The sequence below is a fragment of the Sulfuricaulis sp. genome, assembly GCF_041499725.1.
Lineage (GTDB): Bacteria > Pseudomonadota > Gammaproteobacteria > Acidiferrobacterales > Sulfurifustaceae > Sulfuricaulis.
On the sequence record NZ_JBGQKW010000022.1, the window covers coordinates 17,474 to 33,140 of the forward strand.

Genomic DNA, 15,667 nt, shown 5'->3' on the forward strand with positions numbered 1-15,667 from the left:
CATGACTGATTTCATAGCCGAGGCTCCATGACGAAACGATTCGCCACCATCCTGCTTTGCCTGCTGGCCGCGCTAGCCGTCAGCGCCTGTCAGACCATCGCCGAGAAGCGCAAGATCGATTACAAGGCCACGCGCACGCTGCCGCCACTCGATATTCCGCCGGACCTGTCCGCCCCGGAGGGCGTCAAGGAGCCGGTCGAACCGGCGCCGGGGACGGCGACCTATTCGGGATTTGTGACCGAAAAGGGAACCTTAACCAAGGCGTCCGTGGGCGGGGACGTGTTGCCGGATTTCAGCGGCATCCGCATGGGGCGCGACGGGCAGATGCGCTGGCTGGTGGTACAGATGTCGCCCGAACAACTGTGGCCGAAGGTACGTGAATTCGTTCTGAACAGCGGACTCATCATCGACAAGGAAAATCCGCAGACCGGCATCATCGAAACCGACTGGTCGGAGAACCGCGCGAAAGTCGGTACGAGTATCCAGAAGCTGCTCGCCAAGTCCCTGGGCACGCTGTATTCAACCGGAACGCGCGACAAATACCGCATCCGGCTCGAACGCGACACGGCACCGGGAACCACCGACGTGTACATCAGCCAGTTCGGCATGCAGGAAGTCGTCGTGAATCAGCAGGGCATATCGGAAATCGGCGAGACGCGCTGGGAACCGCGTCCTAACGATCCGGGTCTCGAGGCCGAAATGTTGCAGTTGCTGATGGTGAGCCTGGGCGTGAAGGATGACAAGGCGAAAAGCATCATCGCCTCTCTTGCCGCGACGCCGTCGGCTGAACGCGCGAAACTTTCACACGAAGGCGCGGCTACGTCACTCAGCCTGTCGGAGGATTTCGAACGTGCCTGGCGGCGCGTTGGGTTGGCGCTGGATCGCACCAGCTTCACCGTGGAAGACCGCGACCGCTCGAAGGGCATCTACTACGTGCGTTACATCGACCCGGACAACCCTCAGAAGAAAAAGGGTTTCTTCCGGCGCATGTTCAGCGGCAAGGACAAGGACCCGACGAACGAATACCAGATTCTCGTCAAGGGCGACGCGACGACATCCCGGGTGGATGTGCTGAGCAAGGACGGCGCGCCGGAGCAATCCAAGACCAGCGAACGAATCCTGACGCTGCTTTACGATCAATTGAAATAGGCGGTGGCGACTGCGGAAATCGGGCAAACGGACACAGGCTGAGCGCGCCGGATTGCGGTTCGGCATTCTCGGCAGCGGCAGCCGCGGCAATACCGCGCTGATCGAATGCGGTCGCACCCTGCTGATGCTCGACAGCGGATTCTCGGCGCGCGAAACCGCGATGCGCTTCGAACGCCATGACCGCAGCCCCGACAAGCTCAGCGCCATCCTCATCACCCACGAACACGGCGATCATTGCCGCGGCGTCGCCAGTTGCGCGCGCCGTTTCGGGGTGCCGGTGTGGATGACCGCCGGAACTTTCTCCGCCCTCAAGGGCCAGTTCGACGCGGACGCCGACATCCGCCTGATCAATCCGCACGAGAGCTTTGCCGTCGGCGATATCGAGGTGCATCCCTTCCCCGTGCCGCACGACGCGCGCGAGCCGTGCCAGTTCGTTTTTACGGACGGCGATACGCGCTTCGGTTTTCTCACTGACATCGGTTCCATCACCGCGCATGTCGTGGAAATGCTGAGCGAGTGCGACGCGCTCGTGCTCGAATGCAATCACGACGCGCGCATGCTGCGCGACGGTCCCTATACGCCGTCGCTCAAGGCGCGCATCGCCGGCGAGCACGGCCATCTGGAAAACGGAGTGGCGGCGCGCTTGTTGTCGCAAATCGCCTCGCCGCGCCTGCGCTACGTGGCCGCGGCGCACCTGAGCGAGACCAACAACACGCCGGCGCTGGCGCGCGCGGCGCTGGCGAAAGCCATGGACTGCGAGCCGGAATGGATTGACGTCGCCGAGCAGGACGAAGGACTGGCCTTTTACAACGTTTCCCAAGTCTGGGTGTAGCCGGCCGCATGGCGAACCGAATGACTGAAGCTCCGAAAGCCCCGCCGATCCTGTCGTTGCGCGGCGCGCCGGCGCTGTCGCCGTTCCGGCGCGACAAGCTGCTGGCGGAGATGCGCGCGCGCGTGCCGGCCATCGCCAATGTCACGGCGCTCTATTGGCATTTCGCGGCCCTCGAGGGCGAACTGAGCACGCGCGAGCAGACCGTGCTCGTGCGCCTGCTGACTTACGGCCCCAGGGCCGCCCAGGCGAAGCCGGGCGGCGAGCTGCTGCTGGTGGTGCCGCGTCTCGGCACGATATCGCCTTGGTCCACCAAGGCCACCGACATCGCGCATTGTTGCGGCCTCAAGCAGATCCGGCGCATCGAACGCGGCGTTGCCTGGTATTTCACGAAAACCGACGCCAGTCCGCTGGGCGCCGCAGAGCGCGAAGACCTGGTGCCGCTGATCCACGACCGCATGGTGGAGAACGTGCTGCCCGATCTCACGCAGGCGTCGCAGCTGTTCCGCGAGGACGCGCCCTCTGCCCTGCGCGTGGTGGACGTAACCGCGGGCGGACGGGAGGCGCTGGTCGAGGCCAATCGCGAGTGGGGACTGGCGCTGTCGGAAGACGAAATCGATTACCTCGTCGAAAATTTCACGCGCCTCGGACGCAATCCCACCGACGTCGAGCTCATGATGTTCGCGCAGGCCAACTCCGAGCACTGCCGGCACAAGATTTTCAACGCCGACTGGATCATCGACGGCAAGCCGCAGGAGTATTCGCTGTTCGGCATGATCCGCCAGACACACGCCGCCAACCCCAAGGGTACGCTCAGCGCCTACGAGGACAACGCCGCGGTGATCGAAGGTGGGCGCAGCGGGCGGTTTTTCCCCGAGCCGGGCAGCGGCGTTTACAGCTATCACGAGGACGACACCCACATCCTCATGAAGGTCGAGACCCACAACCACCCGACCGCGATCTCGCCGTTTCCCGGCGCGGCCACCGGCTCGGGCGGTGAGATCCGTGACGAAGGCGCGACCGGCTGCGGCGCCAAGCCCAAGGCCGGCATCACCGGCTTTTCGGTTTCCAACCTGCGCATCCCCGGCGCGGTGCAGCCGTGGGAACAGGATCACGGCAAGCCCGGGCGCATCGTCAGCGCGCTCGCGATCATGCTCGAAGGCCCCATCGGTGGCGCCTCCTTCAATAACGAATTCGGCCGCCCGAACATCGGCGGTTATTTCCGCACTTTCGAGATGCAAGTCGGCGACGAAGTGCGCGGCTATCACAAGCCGATCATGCTCGCCGGCGGCCTTGGCAACATCCGCGCACAGCATGTCCACAAACACGACATCCCGGCGGGCGCGAAGATCATCGTCATCGGCGGACCGGCGATGCTGATCGGTCTCGGCGGTGGGGCGGCCTCGAGCATGGCCACGGGCACCAGCCACGAGGAGCTTGATTTCGCCTCGGTGCAGCGTTCCAACGCCGAGATGCAGCGGCGCTGCCAGGAAGTCATCGATCAATGCTGGGCGCTGGGCGAGGAAAACCCCATCCTTTCCCTTCACGACGTCGGCGCCGGCGGTTTGTCGAACGCGTTGCCGGAGCTGGTGAATGGCGCCGGTCGCGGCGGCAAATTCGACCTGCGCGCGGTGCCGAACGACCAGCCCGGCATGTCGCCGATGGAGATCTGGTGCAACGAGGCGCAGGAGCGCTACGTGCTGGCGGTGGACGGGAAACAGCTCGAAACCTTCCGCGCGTTGTGCGAGCGCGAGCGTTGCCCCTATGCCATGGTCGGCGAAGCGACCGAAGCACGGCATCTGGTGCTGGAAGACGGCTACTTCAGATCGAACCGGAACCTGACGGCGGATGCCGCGCTCGCCGAACGCATGGCGACACCGATCGACATGGACCTCGGCGTCCTGTTCGGCAAGCCGCCGAAGATGCAGCGCGAAGTACAGCGCGTCAAGCGCAAGCTCGAACGCTTCAAGACCAAAGAGCTCAATCTCAAGGAAGCGGCCTATCGCGTGTTGCGGCTTCCGACCGTTGCCAATAAAACCTTTCTCATCACCATCGGCGATCGTACCGTGTCCGGGCTGGTGTGCCGTGACCAGATGGTCGGCCCGTGGCAGGTGCCGGTGGCCGACGTGGCGGTCACCGCCAGCGGCTACGAAGGTTACACCGGCGAGGCCATGGCCTTGGGCGAGCGCACGCCGCTGGCGCTCATCGACCCCGCCGCCAGCGGACGCATGGCGATCGGCGAGGCGCTCACCAACCTGGCCGCGGCGCGCATCCAGAAACTCCCGGACGTGAAGCTGTCCGCCAACTGGATGGCCCCCGCCGGCCATCCGGGGGAAGACGCCGCGCTGTACGACACCGTGCGTGCGGTGGCGCTCGAGCTGTGCCCGGCGCTCGGCATTTCGATTCCGGTCGGCAAGGATTCGATGTCGATGAAAACCGTGTGGCAGGACGCCGACGGCGAGCAGCGCGCCGTGACCGCGCCGCTGTCGCTGATCGTCACGGCGTTTGCGCCGGTCATGGACGTGCGCAAGACGCTGACGCCGCAACTGCGCACCGACCAGGGCGAGACCGACCTGATTCTGGTCGACCTCGGCAAGGGCGCCAACCGCCTCGGCGGCTCGGCGCTGGCGCAGGTGTACGGGCAGATCGGCGACGAGGCCCCGGACGTGGATGACCCGCGGGTGCTGCGGCTGTTTTTCCACGTTATCCAGGCGCTGAACGAACTCGGCTTCGCCTACGCCTATCACGATCGTTCCGACGGCGGCCTGTTCGCCACCATATGCGAGATGGCCTTCGCCGGGCACACCGGCGTGCGCGTCGATCTCTCCGATCTCGGCAGCGACCCTGCGGCGGCGCTGTTCAACGAGGAGCTCGGCGCGGTGCTGCAAGTGCCGCGCGCGCGGCGCGACGGCATCATCGGCGCGCTGAAGGAAGCTGGCCTCGCGCGCCACACGCACATCATCGGCACCATTACTAACGACGACATCGTCAGCTTCAACCATCTCGGCAAGGAATTTTTCTACGACTCGCGCGTGAACCTGCAGCGCGCCTGGTCCGAGACGAGCTACCATATGCAGCGGTTGCGCGACAATCCGCAGTGCGCGCAGGAGGAATACGACCGCCTTCTGGATATGACCGATCCCGGCCTGAGCGCGCAGCTGAGTTTCGACCCCGAGGAGAAAATCGCCGCGCCCTTCATCGCACGCGGGGTCAAGCCGCGCATCGCCATCCTGCGCGAGCAGGGCGTTAACGGCCAGGTGGAAATGGCCGCTGCGTTCACCCGCGCCGGTTTCACCGCCGTGGACGTGACCATGAGCGACATCATCGATGGACGCATGGTGCTCAAGGACTTCAAAGGTTTCGCCGCCTGCGGCGGGTTTTCCTTCGGCGACGTGCTCGGCGCTGGCGAGGGCTGGGCCAAGTCGATTCTGTTCAACACGCGGGCGCGCGATGAATTCGCGGCGTTCTTCACGCGCCAGGACAGTTTCGCGCTCGGCATCTGCAACGGCTGCCAGATGATGTCGAACCTGCACGACATCATTCCGGGCGCGGAGCGCTGGCCGCATTTCGTGCGCAATGCCTCGGAGCAGTTCGAGGCGCGCGTGGCCAGGGTGCAGATTCCACAGAACCCTTCGATCTTCCTGCAGGGCATGCAGGGTTCGATGCTGCCGATCGCCGTGGCGCATGGTGAAGGACTTGCCGAGTTCCGCGATCCCACTCACATCGAGCAGGTGATTCTGGACAAGCAAGTGGCGCTGTGTTTCGTGGACAACCGCGGCAATCTGACGCCGACCTATCCGTACAATCCCAACGGCTCGCCGCACGGCATCACCGGCCTCACCACGCTGGATGGACGCTTCACCATCATGATGCCGCACCCCGAGCGCGTGTTCCGCGCCGTCGCCAATTCCTGGCGCCCGGATGAATGGGGTGAGGACGGGCCGTGGATGCGGATGTTCAGGAATGCGAGGGTGTGGGTGGGCTAACTTCCCTCTCCCCCTTTGGGGGGGAGAGGGCTAGGGAGAGGGGTAATCAAAAGCCGCCCACTGGGCGGCTTTTGATTTTATTCGAGCCGCCTTCGGCGGCGTATTAATTGCGGTTCCCCGCACCGCGGGCGGGTTTCTTTCTTTGCTCGTGCAAAGAAAGAAACCAAAGAAAGCACGCCCCGGAGCCGCCGACTGCTCCTTGCGCTTCTCGCCGGAATCGGCGCTCGCCTAACTCGCCGGGCGCATAAAACGCGCCTCGGGCTCGATCAAAAATCTCGCGAATACCCCGATTCCGGCTGCGATGCTCGGCGGCGGCTACGGGACTCGAAAAAAACCAACCAACTTCATGCCCTGCTTGACTGATATGGCGGGAAGCACAACCATGCCAATTATATAGGGTAAAGCGTCAGCTTATATGGCGATTTTGAAATCGAATTTATAGTTAGGCCACACGAGACAATAATGTCGCCTGAATTGGACCAGATGAAAACGATTGGCTTCGTCAAGGCCGGGCAATGGCAGTTGCGCGAAGGTGGTATAGATTACGAGTTGGAGTCCCAGTATTTGACAGCACGTAATGTGTTGTACGCTTTCGTAGCAAACGAACGGGTAATGTATATCGGAAAAACAACGCAGGCACTCCGAGCTCGAATCGATAACTATAAGTACGCGACGAAGCCTGTGAACTTAAAGAATCAAACAAACATAATAAACTGTTTAAACTCAAGCACGCCGGTCGCAATTTTTGTACTGCCGGATAATGGGTTGTTGCATTACGGCCGCTTTCATTTGAACTTGGCGGCGGGTTTGGAAGACAGTCTGATTCGCGATCTGTCTCCTCCATGGAATGGTGGTAGGAAGGGCAGCTGATGAAAGTCTCCTGCCTGTCGAACTGGCACCGTAGGAATCAAAAGCGCTGGTGAATTAAAGGGGCGAGGCTCAATTTCTTGAATAATTGATCCTGGCCGTTTTCACCTTTAATTCTCAATCATTTCACAACGACAGCAGAGGTGAAAATATGGATATAACTGGATTGATAATATTTTTGGCAATTGGTGCCGTAGCAGGCTGGTTAGCTGGAACTTTTATGAAAGGCCGTGGTTTTGGTCTGATGGGCAATATCGTTATTGGCATTATAGGTGCAGTACTTGGTGGTTTTGTATTTGGTTTACTTGGCATCTCGGCGGGTGGATTGATTGGTGCAATAGTTATGGCAACTGTCGGGGCTGCATTACTGCTATTCATCATCGGCATAATTAAGAAGGCATAACAACCTAGCAATATAGAACCCCGTCTCAGCTTTGTAACCCTCGGCGTCTCTGACCTTCAGCGCGCGACGCGGTTTTATGAAGAAGTGTAAAATTAAAGGGGCCAGGCCCAATATTCTTGAATAATTGATCCTGGCCCCTTTAATTCACCTTTTTTTGAGAATAAAACTTGGCATTCTTGTCAAGTAGGTTGTTTGCCAATCACAAGGAGATGTGTGATGCGCACAATTATCATCATTCTGGGCGGCTTCCTCCTGCTTGCTGTTTGTATCGGTGCCGCGCGATTACTTGGGAGCAATGGCGTGGCAACAATGAATATCGCCGTTAAAGTCTTTATCCCGATTTGGCTTGTCGCTGCCGGAATCAATATGTGGATCGGCGTGACCCGGGTGGGCTACTCGGGCACCGAAGAGCTACCGATCTTTCTGCTTATATTCTCATTGCCCGCAGCAGCGGCGCTATTCATCCAGTGGAAGTTTTCATAATAAGAATTCACTACCGAGAGAGCTGATATGGGCAAAAACCGAATGGAGACTTTCAGCGATGGCGTGCTCGCTATCATCATCACTATCATGGTTCTGGAAATGAAAGTGCCGCATGGCGCAGATTTAGCAGCGCTGCGTCCGTTGCTGCCGGTCTTCTTCAGTTATGTATTGAGTTTCATCTATCTCGGCATTTACTGGAACAATCATCATCACATGCTGCATGTCACGGAGCATGTGAGCGGTGCGATCCTGTGGGCCAACCTGCATCTGCTGTTTTGGTTGTCGCTGTTTCCATTCGTGACCGGATGGATGGGCGAAAATCACTTTGCGGCCATGCCAACCGCCCTGTATGGCATGGTTTTGTTGATGGCCGCGGTGGCGTATTGGATTTTGCAGCAGGCAATCATCGCCAGGCACGGTCGGGAGTCCCTGCTCGCTAGAGCCGTGGGCAGAGACCTCAAGGGAAAGTTATCCCCTCTGTTTTATGTTATTGCAATATCCGCTGCTTTTTTTGCCACTTGGGTTTCCCAGGCGCTGTTTGTTCTGGTAGCGGCATTATGGCTGGTGCCTGACCGTCGTATCGAACGTGTGCTGGCCGGCGGGAAATGAAAAAGCCGTACGCAATCAGGTTTTGAGATCACGCACAAAGCGCGCGATACCATTCAAGACCTGGATCTCCGCCTTCGCGGAGATGACGGCGTAAATTATGGCCACTTTCTCCGGGGATGACGACAGGATTCGGGGAGGCAGCGCACGCTACTTTGCCATCGAAGGTTCGGTTAATATAACCGAATGCACAAGAGCCGCTACGCCAGCGTCAAATCCTTCACCACCAAGGACGGTTCCATCATCCGTGAGTTGATGCATCCGAATGTGCACGGCAACGTCAACCAGAGCCTGGCGGAAGCCATCGTGGCGGTGGGGAAGGGGACGCGTTTGCACAAGCATCATCGCAGCGAGGAGATTTATCACGTCACCGCCGGCGAGGGGCGGATGGTGCGTGGCAATGAGATATTTGCCATCAATCCGGGCGACACGATCTGTATTCTGCCCGGGACGCCGCACCGGGTGGATAATACCGGCGCGACGGAATTGAAGATTCTGTGCTGCTGTTCCCCGCCGTACTCCCACGACGACACCGAACTCCTGGATAAGTAAGCTCCCTGTCTCGGGGCGTTCTACGGCAAGTTCTGCCGTTCTCTGCCTCCTATTGAGGCAGCTTCAAGTCGTTGACGTTTTGCGGCAGCAAAAACCTGTGGCCGGGCAGGAAGTTAGCGCTACCTCTGAAAACCCGCTCCAGGCATGGGAGTTGCACGCTATATTGGTACAAAACCTCAGCAATATCTGACGGATGCTAAAAAACAGACTGCCATCGGCGCGCCACAGCGTGGTAGCCCTCGGGCTATTGGCGTTGTTTGTTGTCTGTGACACGGCGCAGGGCGAGGTATACGTCTACGAGATGCCGGACGGCACGCGCGTGATCACCGATCATCCAATCAACGCCAAGCATTCGCGCGTGGTGCGCGTGGCGCCGGACGTGAAGGGTGCTGGAAAACTCGCGGCGCAAAAGAACAGCCCGGTGTTCCGCGAGGACGCATCCACCTACGACCGGCTCATCCGGCGTTATGCCGACGAATACGGCGTGGAGTTCACGCTCGTCAAGGCGATCATGACGGTCGAGTCTGCGTTCAACCCTTACGCCGTGTCGGGCAAGGGCGCGCGCGGATTGATGCAGATGATGCCGTCCACCGCCGCCCGTTATGGCGTGACCGATATTTACAATCCGGTGGAGAACGTCCGCGCCGCGGCGCAGCACTTGAAATATCTGTTCGACACTTTCGGCAACAAACCGATTCTCGTGATCGCGGCCTACAACGCCGGCGAGAACGCGGTGAAACAGTATCGCGGCATTCCGCCCTACGAGGAAACGCAGAACTACGTCAAGAAGGTGCTGTCCTACCAGCGCCAGTACCGGCCCAAATATCGCTACATCACCATCGCCACGAACCCGTCGGACGGCGGCTGATTTGCCAAGCTGCGCCTTTCCTTGTAACCTGCCGGCGCATATTCAACCCAGGTATAACAAGACCATCAATGCGATGGTCTTACGCCTGTATACCGCGCTGGCAGGGCAAGGACATGAGTGACGATCCAACCAATCCCCTCGAGAGCAAGGAATTCCAGATTCTGAAAGTCATGAAGCTGGTGCTGACCGACGTCGTGAAGGACACCGCCACCCAGCCGGGCCTGAAGCATCCCTTGTCCGACCGGACCATCGAAGGCATACGCCAGTGTCTCAAGCTGGTTGCCGCGCGCGAGCGCGAACTGGTCGAGGACGCTGGCAAGACCATGGGCATGCGCCCCCACTACGTGGATGAGCCGAAGAAGAATGTCGTGGTGCCGATTACCAAAATCGGCCACAACAAGAAAGATCCGGACAAGAAATAGCCCGTACCACCTTCCTTAAGTTCGCCGGTTCGATCTGCCGCCTGCCGGCGCGTCCGTGGTTTTTCGCAGCACCGCGTATTGCTGCAGCACGGGATTAACCACCGGTTCGAGCTTGCGTCGCAGCAGCGTGCCGCTCGCGGTGGTGACGGCGATGATGGGAGTGACCAGCCGTTCACCGGCATGCGCCAGCGTGAGCATGGCGCCGATTTCCTCCCTTAATTCCGGTACCCCTTCCAGCAAAGCCTTGAGCTCATCGCGCGCGGAAGCCATCAGCTTTTCCGTGCATTTCAACGCCGCGTCGATTTCCCCGGCCGGCTCCGCGGTGCAGCGCGCCGGCCTGAAGTAATTCCCGATGATGTCCATCAGCGCCGCGACGGTGTATTTGTCTACCGGGTGTTGCAACTGTGCTTCGGAGACAGCGAGAAAGGTCTGGCCCGGAGCATCGAGCAGTTTCGCCAGAAACGCGGCGTACGCATTGCCGTGTTCAACGAGCGCGGCCAGCCGGTCGCGGTAACCGGCGTAGTCGTCGCGCGCCGGCAGCGGCTGGGGCAGTTCGTCCGGCACGGCGTCGAGAAACCCGATGTGGTAGGCGTTGCGGTGCGTGCCGAGACGGAAGATGCGTCCGCGGGCTTCGGTGTCGATCAGACCGGACTGAAGGATCAGCCGCACGGTGGCGATGACCGTCAGCGGTTCGGTTTCAAACGGCAGGTATTCCACCAGATAGGCGGCGAGCTCCTGGCCCATCCTGCCTTTGACCACGACATCTTTTTCGAGCAGGCGTCGCGCGATATCTGCGGTCGGCATGGCCCACCAGGCGCGGCGCGCGAGATCGTCGCTCAACCCCGCCGCGCCGGCGACGGCGATCACAGCCTCGGGCTCGCCGAGCAGCAGCAACTTGTCGAGCTGCGCCTCGCGCGCTTGACCCATGCGCGTCCAGCGTTGCAGGAACACCGGATAGCCGCCGGGCGAACCGAGCACGTGGCTCGAGAGCATCTCGCGCACCAGCCGCAGGTATTTCTCCGGGCGGCAGTTGGGGCAGAGCGGGATGCGCGCCTCGTTGCCGCGCGCAAGGCCGTAGACCGTCATGTGCTGCTCGTCGATGCGGATGGCCTCGATGTCGTTGGCGAGGAGGACGTTCAGGCGCAGCAGGTCTTCGCTGGAGAGTTCCACGTTATAAATAAAAATTAGACAGGATTAAGCAGGGCGAGCCGGAAACAGACGAAGACACTTAATTGTGGCCCAAGGTGCAACCAAACCCGTTGCACCCGTTCGGCGACAACCCCGCTTCGCCCTGTTAATCCTGTTCATTAAATCAGTTTAACTGAATACGCTGACCCCAGGGCACCTTCTCCTTGCCCTTGACCAGCCACAGCACGGGGTAGGACGGTTCGATCTTGGGGAATTCGCCTCGGGCGTCGGTGAAGTAAACCAGCAAATCCGGCGCGCGGTCCTGCCACTCGGCCCATTCGAAAACCGGCGTGAAGCGCGTGCCGCCACCGCCCGGTAATTTTCCGGGCAATTTTACGTCTTCCCAGGGATCGAAGATCCAGGGACCTTCCGCCGCCAGTTTTTCGTCGCAGGAATGCAGCGTGATGCGCGCGCCGACCTGGCCCTTGATGGCGTTGACCTCGCTCAGGAATTCCTGCATCTCGTCGTCCGAAATCGAGCCGCTGGTGTCGAGCACCACGAGCAGATCGATGTGCTGGCTGCGCAGGCCGGGCAGGATCGCGGTGCCCTCGCGCCGTGATGGATGCGCGAAGCTGTAGTCGTTGCGCGAAGCGCGCGTCATGTAGTGCGCGAGCAGCATGCGCCACGGCAGCTGCGGCTGCAGCAGGTGATCCACCATGCGCGCCATCGAGCCGCCGAGCTTGCCGGCCTGCATGGCCTGCTGCGCGGCCGAGGCCAGGCGCTGTTGCCACTGCTTGTCGAGCGAATCGCGCTCGGGGGTGGAAAGCGGCGGTGGCTGCGGCGCGCCGCCGGCCTGCGCATCCGGCTCGCCATGGCTGCCGCCATTGTCATCGGTCTGCTCCTCGCCGCGACCGCCTTCACCGTCGTCACGATCGCCAGAACCGTGCGGCCTGTCGTCCTGATCGTAGAGGTGTTGGTCCATCGGTTCTTCGTCGGCGTTTTCCTGGATGCAGGGATAAATCTCTTCCGCGGTCATGTCCTTGTACGCGTCCAGTATCAACGCGTCCGGCGCGGGCGTGAGTCCGTCGGCCATCAGCAAGGGATTGACCGCGAAGTCGCAGGCCAGGTCCCAGCGGCGCTTGTGGCGATGCTCGCGGCGCGCGAAGTGCGAAAGCGCGCAGTGCAGTGCCTCGTGCGCGAGGATGAACTTGGTCTGCTCGAAGGACAGCGCCTTGATATAGTCGCGGTTGTAATAGAACGACCGCGCGTCGGTGGCGGTGGTGTGGCACCACTTGGGATCAGCCTCGACCAGCGGCAGGCGCAACACCAGCGCGCCGAGGAAGGGCTTGTCGATGATCAGCCAGGTGCGCGCGGCGACGAGTTTGTTCTCGATGTCGTCCTGATGCGTCATGGCGCGCCGGGAAAGATTACGGCGTGCGTGCCGCGGCCGGTGGCTTCTGCCACATGTCGAAGATCATCACGCTGGCGATCTTCTTGGCCCACTGCGCGAATTGCGGGAGTGCGAACAGTTTCTCGCCGACGGCGCGTTGCATGTCCGAGACCAGCATGACGCCCATCTCGCGGCTCGGGAAACGGCCGGCGTAGTCGAGGATGTTACCGAACACCTTGGCCTCGTCGCTGCTGCCCTTGGCGCGGATCGCGCGTCCCACGAGCGCCGCGGCTACCGCGTATTGCAGGTCGGTCTCCTTCGGCACGGTGGTGGAAGCGCCATTCACGATCGCGTCGATGTCCGGCAGGTTGTCGAGGTTGTCGATGAAGGCCTTGAGCTCGACGCCGCCCGCGGGGCCGACGCAGGCCTCGAGCCCGCCCAGCAGCAGCTCCGGGCGGTCGCCGAATTTCGCGAGCGCGCGGTGCGCGAACTCCCACGAGCGCGGCGACGGAAACGCCACGGGATTGTGCGCCGGATCGAAATCGAACAGCAGTTCCGGACGGAACCGCAGAAACGCGATGACGCGCTCGTCAATATTGTTGGCGTACGCCCACGCGACCCAGTCGTCGAGATGGGTTTCGACCGAGAAATGCGAAAAGCGGTTGGCGAGCGGTGCCGGCATGCTGTAGGTGACGCCGCGGTCGCCCTGGCGGTTGCCGGCGGCGAAGATCGCCCAATGCGGCGGCACTTGGTACGCCCCGAGGCGGCGGTCGAGGATCAGCTGATAAGCAGCGGCGGAAACGGTCGGCGCCGCCGAAGTAATCTCGTCGAGAAACAGGATGCCTTCGGCACCGTGGCGTTGAGCGTCCGGCAACATCGCCGGGATGGCCCATTCCACGACGTCGCCGACGCGGAACGGGATGCCACGCAGGTCGGTCGGTTCCATTTGCGAGAGGCGGATGTCGATGACCGGAACGCTGTATTTCCGTGCCACCTGCGCCACCATCTGCGATTTTCCCACGCCGGGCGGCCCCCACAGCATGACCGGCGTATGATGACCCTCGCGGGTGCTCTGAAATTCGCGTTCGAGGACGGCGAGGATAAGCGCTGGGCGCATGGAATCTCCGGTGACTGCTTTTTAGAAACGGCTCGTGGATGAGAGTATAATTTTGCCGTTGCCGAGCGTCCATGCACGATTATCGGCGGACAATGAAAAATGGGGGAAAAGCGGCATGGACTTGTTCTGGACGGATACGTATAAGATAAAACATCGTCCAATCCTAGTGGGGCAGCAGTACAGCCAGGAGGTGAAACATGCCTGATATCATGAAGTTTATCGTTGGCGAGGGTTCGCTGGAGCAGGACCCGGCGGGCAATATGCTCGGGATGGGCGAGTGGTCGGAAGATATTGCCAGGAAAACGGCGGCGGATCTCGGCATCACGCTCACGCCCGAACACTGGGAAGTGATCAATTTTCTGCGCGACCATTACCGGCTGAACGGCCCGGTGCAGCACGCCCGTCATCTGCTGCAACCTCTGGAGGAGAAATTTTCCAGGAAAGGCGACCGGAAATATCTTTATCTCCTGTTCCCGGGCGGCGTCATCACCCAGGCGAGCAAGATCGCGGGACTGCCGGCGCCTCCGGACAGCGTGAACTCCTCCTTTGGGACAGCGTTGTAAACACCGGCGTCTGTCTCCCTTCCTGCCGCTAAGGAGCCACTGATCAAGTCCTCCGTTCGTGGTGAGCTTGTCGAACCATGAACGGAGGACTACGAATTCATATATACCGTTCACCCTTCGACAAGCTCAGGGCGAACGGCGCTTGTTTATAACTTTCCTGGCGGTATGGGTGGGAGGCGACTGCCCGGTTTATCCCGTGATTCGATGCGTCAGTTGCTTGCCGCCTCGAGCCGCTCGACTTCCTCTTCCTGCTGCTGCAGCGCCCACATGTGGGCGTAGGCGCCGTTGCGCATGAGCAGATCGTTGTGCGTGCCGCGTTCGATGATACGGCCATGTTCCATCACCAGGATCTGGTCGGCGTCCATGATGGTGGAGAGGCGGTGGGCGATGACCAGGGTGGTGTGGTTGGTGGCGATTTCCAGCAGTTCGGCCTGAATCGCCTTTTCGGTGCGAGAATCGAGCGCCGAAGTGGCCTCGTCGAAAACCAGGATCGGCGGATTTTTCAGCAGCGTGCGCGCGATGGCCACGCGCTGTTTCTCGCCGCCGGAGAGCTTGAGGCCGCGCTCGCCTACCGTCGTGTCGTATTGGTCCGGCAGCGATTCCACGAACTGGTCTATGTGCGCCGCCCGCGCCGCCTCGATGATTTCCTCGCGCACCGCGTCCGGCCGCCCGTACGCGATATTGTAATAAATGCTGTCGTTGAACAGCACCGTGTCCTGCGGCACGATACCGATCGCGCGGCGCAGGCTTTTCTGCGTCACCGCGCGGATGTCCTGGCCGTCGATCAGGATGTGTCCGGTGGTGGCGTCGTAGAACCGGAACAGCAGCCGTGACAGCGTGGACTTGCCGGCTCCGCTCGCGCCCACCACCGCCACCTTGTGCCCCGCGGGTACTTCGAAACTGACGTCTTGCAGGATCTGGCGCCGGATGTCGTAGCCGAAGCTGACATGCTCGAAGCGGATCGCGCCGCCGCTGACCTTCAGTTCCCGGGCATCGGGCGCGTCGCTGACTTCAGTGTCGCGTTCCAGCAGCCCGAACATGCGTTCCATGTCCGCCAACGAATGGCGGATTTCACGGTAGACGAAGCCGAGGAAATGCAGCGGCATGTAAAGCTGGATGAGGAAGGCGTTGACCAGCACCAGGTCGCCGATGCTCATGGTCCCGCGGACCACGCCCTGGCCGGCCATGAGCATGAGGATCGTGACGCCCACGGCGATAACCGCGCCCTGGCCTATGTTGAGCAGCGACAGCGAGGTCTGGTTGCGGACCGCGGCCTTTTCCCAGGATTGCAGGGTTTCGTCGTA

Annotated in this window: 15 protein-coding genes; 11 read left to right on the forward strand and 4 right to left on the reverse strand. The window is 61.1% G+C overall.

Annotation, left to right across the window (positions count from 1 at the left end; all coding sequences use genetic code 11):
- The first annotated feature begins 27 nt into the window (after window positions 1–27).
- From bamC to ACC569_RS05845, 10 genes are all read left to right on the forward strand, one after another.
- Window positions 28–1,149, forward strand: a complete 1,122-nt coding sequence (gene bamC, locus ACC569_RS05800) for an outer membrane protein assembly factor BamC (RefSeq protein WP_372522550.1) — start codon at window positions 28–30, stop codon at window positions 1,147–1,149.
- A 52-nt stretch (window positions 1,150–1,201) separates the two neighbouring features.
- A complete protein-coding gene (locus ACC569_RS05805) occupies window positions 1,202–1,981 on the forward strand; it encodes an MBL fold metallo-hydrolase (protein ID WP_372522551.1) in 780 nt (259 codons plus the stop codon).
- A 20-nt stretch (window positions 1,982–2,001) separates the two neighbouring features.
- Window positions 2,002–5,964 (forward strand): phosphoribosylformylglycinamidine synthase, encoded by a 3,963-nt coding sequence (purL, locus tag ACC569_RS05810; protein WP_372522552.1) that lies wholly within the window; start codon window positions 2,002–2,004, stop codon window positions 5,962–5,964.
- 462 nt (window positions 5,965–6,426) lie between these two features.
- Window positions 6,427–6,834 (forward strand): GIY-YIG nuclease family protein, encoded by a 408-nt coding sequence (locus tag ACC569_RS05815; RefSeq protein ID WP_372522553.1) that lies wholly within the window; start codon window positions 6,427–6,429, stop codon window positions 6,832–6,834.
- A 148-nt stretch (window positions 6,835–6,982) separates the two neighbouring features.
- Window positions 6,983–7,234, forward strand: coding sequence for a GlsB/YeaQ/YmgE family stress response membrane protein (locus ACC569_RS05820; protein WP_372522565.1), 252 nt, complete (start codon window positions 6,983–6,985; stop codon window positions 7,232–7,234).
- Window positions 7,235–7,450: 216 nt separating this feature from the next.
- Window positions 7,451–7,717 carry a hypothetical protein gene (locus ACC569_RS05825; RefSeq protein ID WP_372522554.1) on the forward strand — a complete coding sequence of 89 codons (267 nt, stop codon included), beginning with the start codon at window positions 7,451–7,453 and terminating at the stop codon, window positions 7,715–7,717.
- Window positions 7,718–7,744: 27 nt separating this feature from the next.
- A complete protein-coding gene (locus tag ACC569_RS05830; protein WP_372522555.1) occupies window positions 7,745–8,326 on the forward strand; it encodes a TMEM175 family protein in 582 nt (193 codons plus the stop codon).
- A gap of 183 nt (window positions 8,327–8,509) precedes the next feature.
- Complete coding sequence (locus tag ACC569_RS05835) at window positions 8,510–8,875, forward strand: cupin domain-containing protein (RefSeq protein ID WP_372522556.1); 366 nt, start codon at window positions 8,510–8,512, stop codon at window positions 8,873–8,875.
- 193 nt (window positions 8,876–9,068) lie between these two features.
- A complete protein-coding gene (locus tag ACC569_RS05840; protein WP_372522557.1) occupies window positions 9,069–9,743 on the forward strand; it encodes a lytic transglycosylase domain-containing protein in 675 nt (224 codons plus the stop codon).
- Window positions 9,744–9,856: 113 nt separating this feature from the next.
- Window positions 9,857–10,165 (forward strand): segregation and condensation protein A, encoded by a 309-nt coding sequence (locus tag ACC569_RS05845; RefSeq protein WP_372522558.1) that lies wholly within the window; start codon window positions 9,857–9,859, stop codon window positions 10,163–10,165.
- Between the two features lie 15 nt (window positions 10,166–10,180).
- Here ACC569_RS05845 and ACC569_RS05850 read toward each other — a convergent pair whose 3' ends face one another.
- The 3 genes from ACC569_RS05850 to ACC569_RS05860 all read right to left on the reverse strand — a co-directional run bounded on the left by ACC569_RS05850 (window position 10,181) and on the right by ACC569_RS05860 (window position 13,800).
- The gene (locus ACC569_RS05850) at window positions 10,181–11,335 is read right to left on the reverse strand and encodes a sulfur reduction protein DsrS (protein ID WP_372522559.1); all 1,155 of its coding nucleotides are present in this window, start codon (window positions 11,333–11,335) and stop codon (window positions 10,181–10,183) included.
- 142 nt (window positions 11,336–11,477) lie between these two features.
- Window positions 11,478–12,704: a VWA-like domain-containing protein gene (locus ACC569_RS05855; RefSeq protein ID WP_372522560.1), complete on the reverse strand. Its 1,227-nt coding sequence runs from the start codon at window positions 12,702–12,704 to the stop codon at window positions 11,478–11,480.
- 16 nt (window positions 12,705–12,720) lie between these two features.
- Window positions 12,721–13,800, reverse strand: coding sequence for an AAA family ATPase (locus ACC569_RS05860; protein WP_372522562.1), 1,080 nt, complete (start codon window positions 13,798–13,800; stop codon window positions 12,721–12,723).
- Between the two features lie 197 nt (window positions 13,801–13,997).
- Here ACC569_RS05860 and ACC569_RS05865 point away from each other — a divergent pair, with 197 nt between their 5' ends.
- A complete protein-coding gene (locus ACC569_RS05865) occupies window positions 13,998–14,363 on the forward strand; it encodes a TusE/DsrC/DsvC family sulfur relay protein (RefSeq protein ID WP_372522563.1) in 366 nt (121 codons plus the stop codon).
- Window positions 14,364–14,572: 209 nt separating this feature from the next.
- Here ACC569_RS05865 and ACC569_RS05870 read toward each other — a convergent pair.
- The coding region (locus tag ACC569_RS05870; protein WP_372522564.1) for an ABC transporter ATP-binding protein/permease at window positions 14,573–15,667 on the reverse strand (1,095 nt) is incomplete at its 5' end.

Excerpts from the sequence above, each read along its gene's own strand:
- bamC (WP_372522550.1), top strand. The coding sequence starts at position 28 with ATGACGAAACGATTCGCCACCATCCTGCTTTGCCTGCTGGCCGCGCTA.
- purL (WP_372522552.1), top strand. The coding sequence starts at position 2,002 with ATGACTGAAGCTCCGAAAGCCCCGCCGATCCTGTCGTTGCGCGGCGCG.
- ACC569_RS05815 (WP_372522553.1), top strand. The coding sequence starts at position 6,427 with ATGTCGCCTGAATTGGACCAGATGAAAACGATTGGCTTCGTCAAGGCC.
- ACC569_RS05820 (WP_372522565.1), top strand. The coding sequence starts at position 6,983 with ATGGATATAACTGGATTGATAATATTTTTGGCAATTGGTGCCGTAGCA.
- ACC569_RS05825 (WP_372522554.1), top strand. The coding sequence starts at position 7,451 with ATGCGCACAATTATCATCATTCTGGGCGGCTTCCTCCTGCTTGCTGTT.
- ACC569_RS05830 (WP_372522555.1), top strand. The coding sequence starts at position 7,745 with ATGGGCAAAAACCGAATGGAGACTTTCAGCGATGGCGTGCTCGCTATC.
- ACC569_RS05835 (WP_372522556.1), top strand. The coding sequence starts at position 8,510 with ATGCACAAGAGCCGCTACGCCAGCGTCAAATCCTTCACCACCAAGGAC.
- ACC569_RS05840 (WP_372522557.1), top strand. The coding sequence starts at position 9,069 with ATGCTAAAAAACAGACTGCCATCGGCGCGCCACAGCGTGGTAGCCCTC.
- ACC569_RS05845 (WP_372522558.1), top strand. The coding sequence starts at position 9,857 with ATGAGTGACGATCCAACCAATCCCCTCGAGAGCAAGGAATTCCAGATT.
- ACC569_RS05855 (WP_372522560.1), bottom strand. The coding sequence starts at position 12,704 with ATGACGCATCAGGACGACATCGAGAACAAACTCGTCGCCGCGCGCACC.
- ACC569_RS05860 (WP_372522562.1), bottom strand. The coding sequence starts at position 13,800 with ATGCGCCCAGCGCTTATCCTCGCCGTCCTCGAACGCGAATTTCAGAGC.
- ACC569_RS05865 (WP_372522563.1), top strand. The coding sequence starts at position 13,998 with ATGCCTGATATCATGAAGTTTATCGTTGGCGAGGGTTCGCTGGAGCAG.